Origin of the sequence: Paraburkholderia sp. GAS333, assembly GCF_050435665.1 — a bacterium.
GTDB lineage: Bacteria > Pseudomonadota > Gammaproteobacteria > Burkholderiales > Burkholderiaceae > Paraburkholderia > Paraburkholderia fungorum_A.
This window is the reverse complement of the sequence record NZ_JBNDKS010000003.1, coordinates 1,402,346-1,417,580: the sequence shown is the minus strand read 5'-3', so window position 1 is coordinate 1,417,580 and position 15,235 is coordinate 1,402,346. Positions and strand designations below refer to the sequence as shown.

Annotated in this window: 11 protein-coding genes; 5 read left to right on the top strand and 6 right to left on the bottom strand. The window is 63.4% G+C overall.

Annotated features, from left to right (window positions below; genetic code table 11):
• Positions 1-4: 4 nt before the first annotated feature.
• The 4 genes from ABH945_RS22090 to ABH945_RS22075 are packed head-to-tail and all read left to right on the top strand — an operon-like array spanning position 5 to position 4,964.
• On the top strand, positions 5-2,107 hold the full coding sequence (locus ABH945_RS22090; protein WP_074766982.1) for an FUSC family protein: 2,103 nt from the start codon (positions 5-7) through the stop codon (positions 2,105-2,107).
• A 45-nt stretch (positions 2,108-2,152) separates the two neighbouring features.
• Entirely contained in the window at positions 2,153-2,362 is a 210-nt protein-coding gene (locus tag ABH945_RS22085) for a DUF1656 domain-containing protein (RefSeq protein WP_074766980.1), read from the top strand.
• The gene (locus ABH945_RS22080; RefSeq protein WP_074766978.1) at positions 2,359-3,399 is read left to right on the top strand and encodes an efflux RND transporter periplasmic adaptor subunit; all 1,041 of its coding nucleotides are present in this window, start codon (positions 2,359-2,361) and stop codon (positions 3,397-3,399) included. Before ABH945_RS22085 ends, ABH945_RS22080 begins: the two co-directional genes overlap by 4 nt.
• Positions 3,396-4,964 (top strand): efflux transporter outer membrane subunit, encoded by a 1,569-nt coding sequence (locus ABH945_RS22075; protein ID WP_429251897.1) that lies wholly within the window; start codon positions 3,396-3,398, stop codon positions 4,962-4,964. The genes ABH945_RS22080 and ABH945_RS22075 overlap by 4 nt, the downstream gene beginning before the upstream one ends.
• Positions 4,965-5,153: 189 nt before the next feature.
• Here ABH945_RS22075 and ABH945_RS22070 read toward each other — a convergent pair whose 3' ends face one another.
• The 6 genes from ABH945_RS22070 to xylA form a co-directional block, all read right to left on the bottom strand.
• Positions 5,154-5,615, bottom strand: coding sequence for a (2Fe-2S)-binding protein (locus ABH945_RS22070; protein WP_429251896.1), 462 nt, complete (start codon positions 5,613-5,615; stop codon positions 5,154-5,156).
• A 49-nt stretch (positions 5,616-5,664) separates the two neighbouring features.
• Positions 5,665-7,935 (bottom strand): molybdopterin cofactor-binding domain-containing protein, encoded by a 2,271-nt coding sequence (locus ABH945_RS22065; RefSeq protein ID WP_429251895.1) that lies wholly within the window; start codon positions 7,933-7,935, stop codon positions 5,665-5,667.
• 261 nt (positions 7,936-8,196) lie between these two features.
• Entirely contained in the window at positions 8,197-9,396 is a 1,200-nt protein-coding gene (locus ABH945_RS22060) for a sugar ABC transporter permease (RefSeq protein ID WP_074766970.1), read from the bottom strand.
• Complete coding sequence (gene xylG, locus ABH945_RS22055; RefSeq protein WP_429251894.1) at positions 9,393-10,952, bottom strand: D-xylose ABC transporter ATP-binding protein; 1,560 nt, start codon at positions 10,950-10,952, stop codon at positions 9,393-9,395. The genes ABH945_RS22060 and xylG overlap by 4 nt, the downstream gene beginning before the upstream one ends.
• Before the next feature lie 100 nt (positions 10,953-11,052).
• Positions 11,053-12,081 carry a D-xylose ABC transporter substrate-binding protein gene (gene xylF, locus ABH945_RS22050; RefSeq protein WP_074766966.1) on the bottom strand — a complete coding sequence of 343 codons (1,029 nt, stop codon included), beginning with the start codon at positions 12,079-12,081 and terminating at the stop codon, positions 11,053-11,055.
• Positions 12,082-12,242: 161 nt separating this feature from the next.
• A complete protein-coding gene (gene xylA, locus ABH945_RS22045; RefSeq protein WP_429251893.1) occupies positions 12,243-13,565 on the bottom strand; it encodes a xylose isomerase in 1,323 nt (440 codons plus the stop codon).
• Between the two features lie 416 nt (positions 13,566-13,981).
• Between xylA and ABH945_RS22040 the strand changes: the two genes are divergently transcribed.
• Positions 13,982-15,232 carry a XylR family transcriptional regulator gene (locus tag ABH945_RS22040; RefSeq protein WP_429251892.1) on the top strand — a complete coding sequence of 417 codons (1,251 nt, stop codon included), beginning with the start codon at positions 13,982-13,984 and terminating at the stop codon, positions 15,230-15,232.
• Positions 15,233-15,235: the final 3 nt, after the last annotated feature.

Below are 15,235 nucleotides of genomic sequence, written 5' to 3'. Positions count from 1 at the left end.
GTTTATGGTCTATCCCACCCTTCGCGACTGGCTGTTCTCCGTCAAGACCTTCGCTGCGGCGATGATCGCGCTCTACATCGGCCTCTATTTCGAACTGCCGCGTCCGTATTGGGCGATGGCCACCGTCTACATCGTGTCGAATCCGTTCGTCGGCGCGACCCGCTCGAAGGCGCTGTACCGGGCGCTGGGTACGGCCCTCGGCGCATCGGCGGCGGTGTTGCTGGTGCCGCCGTTTGTCGAATCGCCGTATCTGTTCAGCGTGATCGTCGCGCTGTGGACCGGCACGCTGCTGTATCTGGCCGTGTCGGACCGCACTGCGCGGAGTTACGTGTTCATGCTGGCCGGCTACACGATGCCGATCATCGCGCTGCCGTCGGTCACCAATCCGGCCGGCGTGTTCGATCTCGCCGTCAGCCGTACCGAGGAGATTCTGGTCGGCATCGTGTGCGCGAGCGTGGTGGGGAGTGTGCTGTTGCCGAGCCGGCTGGCACCGACCATCATCGAGCGGACCGATGCGTGGTTTCGCGACGCCGCGTTCTACGCCACCGAAACGCTGTCCGGCCGGATCGCCGGCTCGGCGATTTCCGGTGCGCGGCAACGGCTGGCGGGCATCATCAACGGTCTGGAGCTGCTGCTGAGCCAGCTCGCCTACGACCACACGCGACCCGACGTAGTGGGGCGCGCGCACGAATTGCGCGGGCGCATGCAGCTGTTTCTGCCAATCATGTCGTCGCTGGCCGATCCGCTGGTGGCGCTTTACAACAGCGGCCGGCAGACCTGGCCGGAAGGTCTCGAAGCGCTGCTCAACGATGTGATCAAGTGGTTCGGGCAGCCGCTGCCCGCGCCCAGTCAGGGCTATCACGCCGACGAAACCGCCAACGCATTGCGCGCCCGCATCGCGGCGATGAAGCCGCCCGCCGCCGCGCTGACCAGCTGGGACGGCGCGCTCCTGTCGAACGCGCTGTGGCGCATGAGACAGGTGATCGACGTGTGGCAGGACTGCCGCTCGCTGCGCGTCATCATCACGCGCGAAGAGGGTTCGTGGCGGCCGCATTTCCGTCATTGGCGGCTGGGCGGCACCGAACGTTTCTACGATCGCGGCATCATGCTGTTCTCGACCGGCTCGGCGGCGGCGGCGGTGATACTCGCGTGCAGCATCTGGATCAGCTCCGGCTGGAACGACGGCGCGGGCGCGGTGACCCTGGCCGCCGTGGCCGTCTGCTTCTTCGCCGCGCTCGACGAACCCGCGCCGATGGTGATGCGCTTTTTCCTCGCGACCGGCATCAGCGTGGTCGCGGCGGGTATCTATCTGTTTGCGGTGCTGCCGCACGTGCACGACTTCCCGATGCTGGTGATCCTGTTCGCCGCGCCGTTCATCCTGGTCGGCACGCTGATTCCGCGTCCGCAGTTCAATATGGCGACGGTGCTGGTCGCGGTGAACACCGCCACCTTCATCAGCATTCAGGACGCGTACGACGCCAACTTCCTCGTGTTCATGAACAGCAATCTCGCGGGCCTGGCCGGGTTGCTGTACGCGTATCTGTGGACCCGTGTGACGCGCCCGTTCGGCGCAGAACTCGCGGCGTCGCGTCTGTTGCGCTCCAGCTGGGCGGACGTGGCGCTCACGGCCTCGACGTCGCCGATCGAAGATCCGCGCAATCTGGCCGCGCGCATGCTCGACCGCCTGATGCAGCTGATCCCGCGCCTCGCCGCCACCGACGACCACCGCCATCCGTCGATCGAAAGCTTTCGCGATCTGCGCATTGCCTTCAATGCGCTTGATCTGCGGCGACTGACCCGCAAGCTCGGCGGCGAATCGCCGGCCGCGATCGCCAACGTGCTGGATGGAGTGCGTATTTACTACGAAGACTGCGTCAACGACCGCAAGCGTGTCACAGTGCCGGAAAGTTTGATGACGTCAATCGACACCGCGCTCGCGCGCGTCGTCTCGCAAGGGCTCGCCAACGCCGCCGCGCCGACCGCGACGTCGCCCACCTCGGCGCGGCTGTTGCGCGAGGCGCTGCATGCGCTGGTCGGCTTGCGTCTTTCGCTGTTTCCGGCCACGCTGGTAAAACCGACGCCGCCCGAACCGGAGGCCGCTGCCTGATGCACGCAACCCGCCCCCGCTCCCCCCTCTTTTCCAGTTATCGCGATGATCGGTGAAATCGATATCTTCGGCGTGTTCGTACCGGCCATTCTCGTGCTGATGCTGATCGCCTATCTGATCAACCTGGTTATCCGCACGGTGCTGGCGCGCGTCGGTTTCTACCGGCTCGTCTGGCATCGCTCCATCTTCGATCTCGGCATCTATGTGCTGGTGCTGGGCCTTGTCGTTGTTGTTTCGCACAGACTAATAACGTGAAAAAAACCTGGTTCTCTCTCGGTCAGATTCTGCTGACGCTGATCGTCGTCGTGGTGGCAGCCCTCGTGCTGTGGAAGCTGGTCGCCTATTACATGTTCGCGCCGTGGACCCGCGACGGACACGTCCGAGCCGACGTCATCCAGGTCGCGCCGGATATCTCGGGGCTGATCTCGTCGGTCGAAGTGGTCGACAATCAGCAGGTCAGGCAGGGCCAGGTGCTGTTCGTCATCGATCAGGCGCGCTACACGCTGGCGCTGCGCCAGGCGCAGGCCACCGCGCAGCAGCGTCGCGCGACGCTCGATCAGGCGCGTCGTGAAGATGCGCGTAACCGCAAGCTCGGCAACCTGGTCGCCGCCGAAGTCGCGGAAGAAAGCCGCTCGCGTGTCGAAGCCGGTGAAGCCGCGCTCGCCGACGCCAACGTCGCGATCGACACCGCGAAACTGAACCTGCAGCGCGCGACGATCATGAGTCCGGTCGACGGCTATCTGAACGATCGTGCGCCGCGTGCGGGCGAATTCGTGTCGGCGGGACGCGCGGTGGTCGCGGTCGTGGACATGCATTCGTTCCGCGTCGACGGGTATTTCGAGGAAACCAAGTTGCGCGGCATCGATATCGGCCAGCCGGTCGATATCTCGGTGATGGGCGAGCCGACGCCGCTGCGCGGGCACGTGCAGAGCATCGTCGCCGGTATCGAAGACCGTGACCGGACGCAGGGCACGAATCTGCTGCCGAACGTGAATCCGGCGTTCAGCTGGGTGCGGCTCGCGCAACGGATTCCGGTGCGGGTCGCGCTCGACGAAGTGCCGGCCGACTTCCGGATGATCGCCGGACGCACGGCGACGGTGTCGGTGCGAGATCTGTCGCCGGTGAAACGGCGGGCGACGCCGGAGGCGTTGGGCACAGTGGATGCGTCGGGGGCGTCGGCTGCTGCTTCAGGGTCGTCAGCAGGTTCGGCTTCGGCTAGCCCGGTGACTCCTTCGGCCTCCTCCGCGCAGCCTGCTTCGGCAGCTACCGTTACTTCGGGCGCATCGCAATGAAGCTGTCGCGCTCCCTGCCCTCATTGCCGTGGCTGCCGCTTCTGCCACTTTTGCCGCTGGCCGTTGCGCTGAACGGCTGCACGACCGTCGGCCCGAACTACGCGCTGCCGCAGCAGGCGCTGATCAACGCGCCGCTCGCCAACGGCCCGATCGACGGCGCCGACACCGCGCTGACTTCGCACGCGAACGTGCCGGCCGTCTGGTGGAAGATGTACGACGATCCGGTGCTGAACAGTCTCGTCGACGAGGCGCTGCAATCGAACACCGACCTGCGCGTCGCCGCCGCGAATCTCGCGCGCTCGCGTGAGGCGCTGGGTGTTGCGCAGGCGCAGGGCGGCTTTTCCGGCAGCGCGTCGGCGGCGGTCGAGCGCGCGCAGGAATCGGCGGAACAATACCTGTTGTTCGAGAAGCTGCCGGTCGCCAACGAAGGCAACTTCGGCATCAGCATCTCGTACGAATTCGATCTGTTCGGCAAGCTGCGGCGCGGCGTAGAAGCGGCGCAGGCGGACACCGAATCGGTCCAGGCCGCGGGCGATCTCGCGCGAATCACCGTGGTCGCGGACGTGGTGCGCTCTTACGTCGAGGAATGTTCGGCTGCCGAAGAACTGCGGATCGCGCAGCAATCGCTCGCGTTGCAGAAGCAGCGCGTGGATGTGTCGCGCCGTCTGCGGGATGCGGGCCGTGGCAATCAGCCCGACGTGACGCGCGGCCAGACTCAGGTCGATACCTTGACCGCCGATATTCCGCGCTACACGGCACGCCGCAAGATCGCGCAATACCGGCTCGCCGCGCTGCTCGCACGCGCGCCGTCGAGCCTGCCGCCGGCCGTGCTGGCTTGCGACCGGCTGCCGCAAATTCATCAGCCGATTCCGGTCGGCGACGGTGCCGGGCTGCTCAAGCGCCGTCCGGACGTGCGCGAGGCCGAGCGCCAACTGGCGGCGTCGACGGCACGCATTGGCGTGGCGACTGGCGCGCTGTATCCGACCATCAGCTTCGGGGCATCGGCGGGATATACGGGGATTCTCGAAGACATCCCGACCTTGCCGACCGCGCGCTGGGCGTTCGGTCCGCTGCTCAACTGGAATTTCCCGACCAACGGCGCGCGCGGCCGCGTGCGCGAGGCGGAGGCGTCGAGCAACGTCGCGCTCGCCAAGTTCGACGGCGTGGTGTTGACCGCACTGCGCGAAACCGAAACCAATCTCGCCACTTACGCATCCGACTATGCGCGCGCCGAATCGCTGCGCGCGGCGGTGAAGTCGGCGAGTGAATCGGCGGATGAAACGCACCGGCTGTATCTGGCGGGACGCGAGTCGTTCATCTCCGATCTGGACGCGACGCGCACGCTGACATCGGCGAAATCGCAAGTGGCGGCAGCGGAAGGCCAGGTGGCGGTCGATCAGGTGAATCTGTTCCTCGCGCTGGGTGGCGGCTGGGAGACGGATGCGCAGGGTGCGGCGGCGGCTTCCGCGAAGAGTGTTCCGGCTTCGGCTTCAATTTCGTCGCCGACGACAACACCGCCAACCGCGCCAACCACAGCAGCCGCGACACCCGCAAAAGCGCCCTGACTGGCCGACAAATTGTTTTTGAAAAGCTTTCTTTTAGCTTTCAATTCCGATTAAATACGAGCCACCAATCACGCACTTTCGGGGGCACGTATGTCGGATTTCATGCGCGGCGTAGTTTCTTTGGGCGGCTGCATCGGCATCTTCACAGCGGTGGTTGCTGTCGTGGAAATGCTGGCGAATTGAGCGGGTTTAGCCGGGCGGCCGATTCCCCGCCGCCTGGTGAATCGCCGCCCGCACTCGCGGATACGTGCCGCAACGGCACACAATATGGCTCATGGCCGCGTCGATATCCGCGTCAGTGGGATGCGGTTTTTGTTTGAGCAGCGCGCTCGCCGCCATCAGTTGAGCGCTCTGGCAATAGCCGCACTGCACCACGTCGAGGTCGATCCACGCGGCTTTGAGCGCCTGTGCTTCAGGGCCCTGTACGCCTTCGATGGTCGTGATCTTCTGCGTATGCAGACTCGACATCAGCGTCTGACAGGCGAGGCACGCGGCGCCGTCCAGATGAATCGTGCACGCGCCGCAAATCCCCACGCCGCAGCCGAACTTGGTGCCGGTCATGCCGAGGTCGCAACGCAGCACCCATAACAGCGGCATGTCCGGGTCGGCCTGCACGGCGACGGCCCGTCCGTTGATATTGAGCGATCCCATGCTTGTCTCCTGAGTGGCTATTTTTCAGTCGCCTTGAATCTTCCAGCGCTTATGCAAGCTTCAGCGGCAAGCTGCGCAAGCGCTTGCCCGTCAGCGCGAATACCGCGTTCGCAACCGCTGGCGCAACCGGCGGCACGCCCGGTTCGCCGACACCCTGCGGATGCATCTGACTCGGCATGATGTCGGTTTCGATCACCGGACAATCGTTCATGCGCACGACCGGGAAATCCACGAAGTTTTTCTGCTGCACCTGGCCGCCGACAATCGTGATTTCATCCTGCAGCGCGGTCGAAAGACCGAACACGATCCCGCTCTCCATCTGCTGCCGGATCAGGTTCGGATTCACCGGCAAACCGCAATCGATCACGCACACGACCCGGTGCACGCGAATCTTCTTATCCGGCCCGATCGACACTTCCGCCACCTGCGCGACGACGCTGCCGAACGCCTCGTGCAGCGCAACACCGCGCGCTCGCGGAGCGCCGTCGGCGGCATGCGTCAACGGATGCCCCCAGCCCGACAGCGCAGCAACACGCTTTAACACCGCCACATGCCGCGGATGCTGCGCGAGTAGCGCCACGCGAAACGCAATCGGATCCTGGCCGGTCGCGACGGCGAGTTCATCGGTGAAACTCTCGGTGAAAAACGCCTGGTGCGAATGGCCGACCGAGCGCCAGAAACCGACCGGCACCGGCAATTCGACGATCTTGTGCGCAACCCGCGCGGCGGGCCATTCGTACGGTTGATCGAATGCGCCTTCGCAGGTGGTTTTGTCGATCGGAATGCGCGGCACGCCGTAATAGCGCGCGAGCGCTTCCGGCACGATCGCCTGACTCGCCGACGTGCTGCGCCACGCAACCAGCTTGCCGCCCGCATCGAACCCCGCCGTCAGCCTCGACACGCAGGCGGGACGGTAAAAGTCATGAGTGAAATCCTGCGCCCGCGACCAGATGGTCTGCACCGGACGGCCGCCGCCCTCGCGCGCAATCACCGCAGCCTGCGCGATGAAATCGAGTTCCAGCCGACGCCCGAACGCACCGCCCAACAATTGCGTTTGCACGTCGACCTTATCGGCGTCGATGTCCAGCGCTTTCGCCACATGCTGACGCGCGAGCGCGGGCACTTGCGTCGACACCCAGACCGTCGCCGCGCCGTCCGCGACCTGCACCGTGCAATTGACCGGCTCGACCGCGCCATGCGCGAGGTACGGCGCGTGATAGTCGGCGGTGACGGTACGCGCCGCGCCGGTCATCGCGGCATCGACATTGCCCCGATGAAAGTACGCGTGACCGTCGTTGTCGTCGAGCGCCCTGGTGAGCCGCTGATCCACGTCCGCGCTCGATACTGCCGACGCCGCGCCGTTCGCCCACTCCACGTTGATCGCGCTGACGGCGTTCATCGCGCGAAACGGGTTGTCCGCAATGACCGCGACGCCGCCCGTTCCGCCACCGAACGGCGGCACGGCGAACGCCTTGATGAAACCCGGCAGCGCGGCAGCCGGTATCGCGTCGAAATGCGCGACCGCGCCGCCCAAGGTCGGGCACATCACGACGCTGGCATACAGCAGCCCATCGGGCAGCACGTCGATGCCGAAACGCGCCGTGCCGTTGATCTTCGACGCCGCTTCGAGGCGGCGCACCGGCTTGCCGATCAGCTTGAAATCGGCGGGATTTTTCAGCGTGACGTGGCGCGGCAGTGCCTGTTGCGCGGCCATCGACGACAACTCGCCGAAGCTCGCTTTGTGGCCCGACGCATGCAATACGTGGCCGCTTTCGGCGCGGCATTCGTCGGCGCGTACGTGCCATTGCTCGGCCGCCGCGCCGATCAGCATTGCGCGCGCCGACGCGCCGGCTTCGCGCATCGGCGTCCACAGATCGTTGATGCTCGACGACCCGCCGGTCATCATCGTGCCCGCCTCGCGCACGGCTTTGCGGGTGAACCAGACCGTCGTGCGCTTGACCAGGCTGTCGTCGTCGGGACGAAACGGCAGGTCGTCGATAATGCTCTGCACGCTGTTGTAGATATTGTCGATCGGCGAATCTTCGACGCGCACCTGCGACCAGTCCGCGTCCAGTTCCTCGGCGAGCAGCATGGCGAGCCCCGTGTGAATGCCCTGCCCCATTTCCGCCTTGCACATCATGATCGTCACGCTGTTGTCGGCGGCGATCTTGACCCAGCCGTTCAGCGCGGCCTGCGTGCCCTCTGCGGGCAGCGGCGTCGAGGTGGTCAAACGCTGACCCGGCGGCAGCACCGACCAGCCGACCAGCAGCGCGCCTAAAGCGCCGGCGCCGCCGAGCAGGAGAGTTCTGCGCTTCAACATGACGTGACTCGATCCGCTTTCGCGAGAGCAGGAAAGCTGTGCCAGGCGCGCGCAATGAATTGCGTCGCGCTGTTTCTTCGGAATGGTAATAAGACGGCTGAAGGCGCGGGAGACTTAAATTCGCGCGCTCAGGCCGAGCGGGCTTGGGACGGGGGATGAGGCGATTGGTGCGGAAGGACTTAAATCGCGGGGCGTTTCATTAAATCGCGCGGTGCGTCGGCCCCGGTTTCGTGCCAACGCACCGTCGTTTACTTCATTCGATCAGCGGCGGTTCGATCCCGACACGACGTCGATCCACACGGCCAGCACGAGAATGCCGCCCTTCACGATCATCTGCCAGTACGCGTCGACGTCGAGCATCGACATGCCGTTGTCGAGGCTCGCCATCACCAGCGCGCCGATCAGCGCCCCGTACACGGTGCCGGAGCCGCCGCGCATCGAGGTTCCGCCGATAAAGCACGCGGCGATGGCATCGAGTTCGCCCATCGATCCCGCCGACGGCGAGCCGGCCGCGAGCCGCGCCGTGTTGATGATCCCGGCGAACGCGCACATCAGCCCCATCAGCGCGAAGATCGCGAGCTTCACGCGGTTCGTGTTGACGCCCGACAGACGCGTCGCTTCGAGATTGGAACCGACCGCGTAAATGCGGCGGCCGAACACGGTTTGCGTCGCGATCCACGTGAAAATACCGAGCAGTGCGAGCAGCAGCAGAACCGGCACGGGAATGCCGCCGTAACGGTCAAGCGTCGCGACGAAGCCCGCCAGAATCGCGCCCGCGCCGACCACTTTCGCGACGTCCTGCCAGACCGGCACCACGCGCAATTGATAACGCTCGCGGTTTTGCCGCTGACGTACCGTCAGGAACGCGAGCAGCAGGAACAACACGACCGCCAGCGAATCGCCCGCGAGACGCGGCAGGTAGCCTTGTCCGATGAATACGAAATCGTCCGAGACCGGCGCGATCGTCGAACCGCCGGTCACGCCGAGCAGAATGCCGCGATACGCGAGCATGCCGCCGAGCCCGACGATGAACGACGGTACGCGGCGGTAGGTCGACCACCACCCGTTGAACATGCCGACCAGCACGCCGAGCAGCATCACGACAGGCACCGTGACGCCGATCGGCCAGTGCCGGTTCACATCGAGAATCGCCGCGACGCCGCCGAGCAGACCGAGCAGCGAGCCGACGGAGAGATCGATTTCGCCCGCGATGATCACGAACACCATGCCGCACGCGAGCATGCCGGTGATCGACATTTGCCGCAGCAGGTTCGACAGATTGCGCGGCGTGACGAACGCGCCATGCGTCAGCGCGGAAAAGAAAATCCAGATCACGGCCACGGCGATCAAGAGCGCGAGAATCTTGTAGCGCGCGAACAGTTGCTGGATGCGCTGCGAACTGCCGAATGCGCCTCGGGGAGCAGTCGCGTCGGCGCGTTGGGTAGTAACGTCGGGGGTCATGCGGCACTCGCTGCGGTTGGGTTCGGGAATGGCTGCACGGGGCGGATTGCCGCGCTGAGAATGTCCTCTTGCGTGAGGCCGTCGTTGGCGAAGTCACCGCGCAATTCGCCCTCGCCGATCACCAGCACGCGATCGCTGATGCCGAGCACTTCGGGCAATTCGGACGACACCATCACGATCGACATGCCGCGCTGTGCCAGCTGGAAAATCAGTTTGTAGATTTCATACTTTGCGCCGACATCGACGCCGCGTGTAGGCTCGTCGAGGATCAGCACCTTCGGATCGGTCAGCAGCATGCGGGTCAGCACGGCCTTCTGCTGATTGCCGCCCGACAGGCTCGCAATCGACAGCATCGGTGTTGCGGCGCGCACCGACAGCCGCTTCATTTCCGTGTGAATCGTGTCGAGTTCGGCGGCGGAGTCGATCCGTCCACCTTTCGCAAAACGCTGCAACACCGCCAGCGTGATGTTGTGCCCGACGCTCAGGCCCGGCACGATGCCATGACGTTTGCGATCTTCCGGCACCATGCCGATGCCCGCGCGAATCGCGTCGATCGGCGCGCGAATTTTTTGCGGCTTGCCTTCCAGCACGACCGTCGCTTCGCTCACACCGGGATACGCGCCGAAGATCGCCTGCATCAGTTCCGTGCGACCCGCGCCGACCAGACCGGCGACACCCAGAATCTCGCCGCGCCGCAGCGAGAACGACACATCGTTCACGCGCTTGCGGCGCGGATTGGTGACGTCGAAACAGGTGACGTTGCGCGCTTCGAAGATCACGTCGCCGATCGGATGCGGCTCACGTGGGAACAGGTTCTTGATTTCGCGGCCCACCATCAGCGAGATGATGCGGTCGGTTGTGAGCGAGTGCATGGGTTCGGTCGCGACATGCCGGCCGTCGCGAATCACGCTGATCGTGTCGCACACGGCGGCCACTTCGTCGAGCTTGTGCGAGATATACACGCACGCCACGCCGCGCCGCTTCAGATCGCGCACGATGTCCAGCAGAATGGCGATCTCCGACGACGTCAGCGACGACGACGGCTCATCGAGAATCAGCAGTTTGGCGCGCTTGTTCAGCGCTTTGGCGATCTCGATCAACTGCTGATGACCGCCGCCGTAGTTCATCACCGGCTGCGCGGCATTGATGCCGCTGATACCGAGTTCGCGCAGCAATTCGTCGGCGCGCTGATACATCGCGGCGTAATTCATCCGGCCGCCCGGCAGCGTGATTTCATTGCCGAGAAAAATGTTCTCCGCGACCGACAACTCCGGCACCAGCATCAATTCCTGGTGAATGATGATGATCCCGGCACGCTCGGTGTCGCGTACGCTGGAGGCTTTTAATGTTTCGCCTTCCCAGGTTATTTCGCCATCCCAGGTACCGTGCGGGTACACGCCGGACAGCACTTTCATCAACGTCGATTTGCCTGCGCCGTTCTCGCCGCACAAGCCGACGCACTCGCCCGGCGCGACCGTCAGGTCGATGCCGTCGAGCGCTTTCACGCCTGAAAAAGTTTTGACGATGCCACGCATCGTCAACAGAGGTTGCGTCATTCGAAGTGCCTCGCTGCAAGGCGCGCGATCGATTGCGACAGATCGCAATATGCCGCGATACGCGTAGTGCGTATCGCGGCTGATCGCACGCGCGTTACGGTTACTGGCTCGCGAGCTGGGCCTGGGTGTAGAAACCGTCCTTGACGACGATATCGGCGTTGGCCTTGGTCAGCAACGTAGGTTGCAGCAGAACCGTGTCGACCTTCTTCTTGCCGTTGTCGTATTGCGCATTGAAGTTAGGCTTTTCGCCCTTGGCAAGCGCCACCGAGAGTTTCGCCGCTTCGCCGGCGATCAGCTTCAGCGGTTTGTACACGGTCATCGTCTGGGTCCCGGCGATCACGCGCTTGACGGCCGCGAGGTCCGCGTCCTGACCCGAAACCGGCACCTTGCCCGCCAGATGCTGCGCGGCCAGCGCCTGGATCGCGCCGCCCGCCGTGCCGTCGTTCGACGCGACGATGGCGTCGATCTTGTTGTTGTTCGCGGTCAGTGCATCTTCGGCGATGCGCAGCGCCGTCGATGCGCTCCATTCAGGCACCCACTGCTGGCCGACCACTTTGATGTCGCCCTTGTCGATAGCCGGTTGCAGAATCTTCAACTGGCCTGCGCGCAGCATCTTCGCGTTGTTGTCGGTCGGTGCGCCGCCTAGCAGGAAGTAGTTGCCCTTCGGCTGTACGTTGTACACGCCTTGTGCCTGCATTTCGCCGACCTTTTCGTTGTCGAACGAGATATACGCGTCGACATCGGCGTCGAGAATCAGGCGGTCGTACGACACCACCTTGATGCCCGCCTTCTTCGCTTCGGCGACCACATTGCCGAGTGCTTTCGAATTGAACGGCACGATCACGATCACGTCGACGCCGCGCGAGATCAGGTTCTCGATCTGCGAAACCTGACGCTCTTCGCTCGCGTCGGCGGATTGCACCGACACCTTCGCGCCGAGCTTTTCCGCTGCGGCGACGAAATAGTCACGATCGCGCGACCAGCGCTCGACGCGCAGATCGTCGATACAGAAGCCGATTTCCGGATGGTCCTTGCTCGCATGCGCGAGCGGCGCGGCAAGGCTCAGGCTCGCGAGCACGGCACCGCTCACGAGAGTACTCAGTACGGCACGACGTTTTGCAAATTTCATGTCTCTCTCCATTTTCTAATAGCCGGAATACCGGATTGGACGGCCTGGGCATCAAGCCACAAACCGGACAGGCGACAACCCCAAACTTCTCGTTTCACGCGATCAACGTGTCCGCGTGCTTTCTTGTGGTGCTTCGTTTTTATTACGCACGCTGCGTGTTCTCAGCGTCCGCTATAAATAGCCTGATTCACGATGTTTTCCATCCGCTCCTGCTGACCGCTGACATGCTGCGGACTGATACCGCGCGCCAATGTTTCGGTTGCGAGCGTGGACAACGAATAGTCGCCGGACATGATCTGGCGGCCGAACTCCGCATCCCAGCCTGCATATCGCTGACGTTTGAACCGGTCGAGCCGGTCGCTTTCGATCAATACCGCAGCGCGCTCGACTGCTAGCGCGAGGTTATCGATTGCACCCACATGGCCGTAGAACAGATCTTCCGGATCGACGCTCTGGCGCCGTACTTTCGAATCGAAGTTCATGCCGCCCGTGGTAAACCCGCCGTGCCGGAGAATCTCGTAGAAAGCCAGTGTGAGTTCTTCGACACTATTTGGGAATTGATCCGTATCCCAGCCGTTTTGCGGATCGCCGCGATTCGCATCGATGCTTCCGAATATACCCAGCGCATAAGCAGTGGCAATTTCGTGATGGAAGGAGTGTCCAGCAAGTGTCGCGTGATTGGCTTCGATGTTTACCCGAATGTCTTTCTCGAGTCCGTATTGCAATAGAAAGCCATGCACACTCGCGACGTCGTAATCGTATTGATGCTTGGTCGGTTCCTGCGGTTTCGGCTCGATCAATAGCGAGCCTTTGAAGCCGATCTTGTGCGCGTGCTCGACGACCATATGCAGGAAGCGCGCGAGTTGATTGCGCTCGCGCACGAGGTCGGTATTGAGCAGCGTGTCATAACCTTCGCGACCGCCCCACAACACATAATTCGCGCCGCCGAGTTGCTGTGTCGCTTCAAGTGCGTGACGCACCTGGGTCGCTGCGTAAGCGAAAATTTCCGGGTCGGGACTGGTCGCCGCGCCAGCCGCATACCGTGGATGTGAAAACAGATTAGCCGTGCCCCATAGCAGTTTTATGCCGGTCTCCTGCTGCTTGCGATCAAGGTAGTCGGTCACGCGCAGGAAGTTCTCGCTATAGTCTCTCAGGTTCGTGCCTTCGGGCGCGACATCGGTATCGTGAAACGTGTAGAACGGTGCACCGAGCTTCGAGAAGAACTCGAACGCGGCATCGGCTTTTTGCAGCGCGCGCTCCATCGCATCGCCGGGTTGCTGCCAGGGTCGTGTGAAGGTTCCGTGACCGAAGATATCGACACCCGGCCACACGAACGTATGCCAGTAGCACACGGCAATCCGCAAATGTTCTTCGAGCGTCTTGCCGAGTACCCGTTTGTTTTTGTCGTAATGACGATACGCAAGCGGGTTATCCGATTGCGGACCTTCGTAACGAATCTCGGGAATGTGCTCGAAGTAGGACATGGGCGTCTCCGTTTATGTCGACGGGAGTTAGCGCTTTAGCGCTTACTGCCGTCCCATGCAAAGCTGTCGACGGGAGTTAGCGCTTTAGCGCTTACTGCCGTCCCATGCAAGGCTGTCGACGCGAGTTAGCGCTTTCTGCCGGTCCCATGCTGCACCGCAACTCGCGCGATAAAGATCGTACCGGTCGACAAGGTGACGCCATGCTGCCGCTTGCCAGATGCATAGGCAATTGCGAAATTGCGCAGCACGCTTGATGTTTCTTACCGCCCGCGCGTTTGTTTCGTCCCGTCGCGCGATTCGCAGCCTAGAATAACCGGACGCTTAAAAAACGGTGCTGCGTAAAGCGCCACCAACAGGAGACACAGGCGCTCGGGTTTGTACTGACTGTCAGTACGCGCCGCGCGCCGCCCATCGCCATGACCCGCCCGCCAACTCCACAGACGACCCACCGGATCGCGCTGCTGTTCAACGCGAACAAAGTCTACGACCGCGAGATCATCGCCGGCATCGGCAACTACCTGCTGTCGACGCGCGTGGCATGGGACCTTTTTCTCGAAGAAGATTTCCGTTGCCGGCTGGCCGGTATCGAGCGTTTCGACGGCGACGGGATCATCGCGGATTTCGACGATCCCGCCGTGGGCGAAGCGCTGCGCGATTGCCGCTTGCCGGTGGTCGCAGTGGGTTCGTCGTTTGAGGATCCGGCGCACTATCCCCCGGATTTACCCTATATCGCCACCGATAACAGCAAGCTCGTTTCACTCGCCTATACGCATCTGATCGGCGCGGGTCTCGAGCATTTCGCTTTGTACAGCTTGCCGCAGGCGCAGGAAAACCGTTGGGCACAACAGCGTGAACTCGCATTCGCGCACTTGCGCCGCGCCGATGGACGCAGCGCCGCGCAAATCGACGCCGAGGTCTATCGCGGCCTGTCGACCAGCGCGCCGTCGTGGAACCAGGCAATTGAACAGCTCACCGCATGGTTGCAGCAATTGCCCAAGCCCGTCGGCATCATCGCGGTGACCGACGCGCGTGCGCGGCATCTGCTGCAGGCGTGCTTGATGGCGGGCATTTCCGTACCGGAAGAAGTCGCGATTATCGGCATCGACAACGACCCGCTTACGCGCACGCTCACCCGTATTCCGGTTTCGTCGGTGATTCAGGGGACCGGCGAAATGGGCCGCACCGCTGCGCACATCCTGCATCAGATGCTGCACGGCGCGCGCTTTCCGGGGCGGCGCATTCTGGTGCCGCCGGTCGGCATCAACGTGCTCGAATCGACTCAGCATCAGCCGCTGACGAGTCCGTATGTGATGCGCGCGCGGCATTTCATCCGCCAGTACGCGTGTCAGGGCATTCGCACCGAACAGGTAGCGGATTACGTGGGCGTGTCGCGTTCATCGCTCGAAGAGTACTTCCGGCGCGAACGCAAGTGCACCGTGCATCAGGAAATCCTGCGCCATAAGCTCGACGTCGCGAAGGCGCTACTCGCGAAGCGCGATGCGTCGAGTGCCGAAGTGGCGATTCGTTGCGGCTTCACGTCGCTGCAATACATGTACGCGGTATTTCGCCGCGAACTGGGTTGTACGCCGCGCGAATATCAGGAGCGCGCGAACGCCCCTGCAACGCCGACGACGCCCGCGACACCCGCAGCGCCCACACCCGGTTAAGCC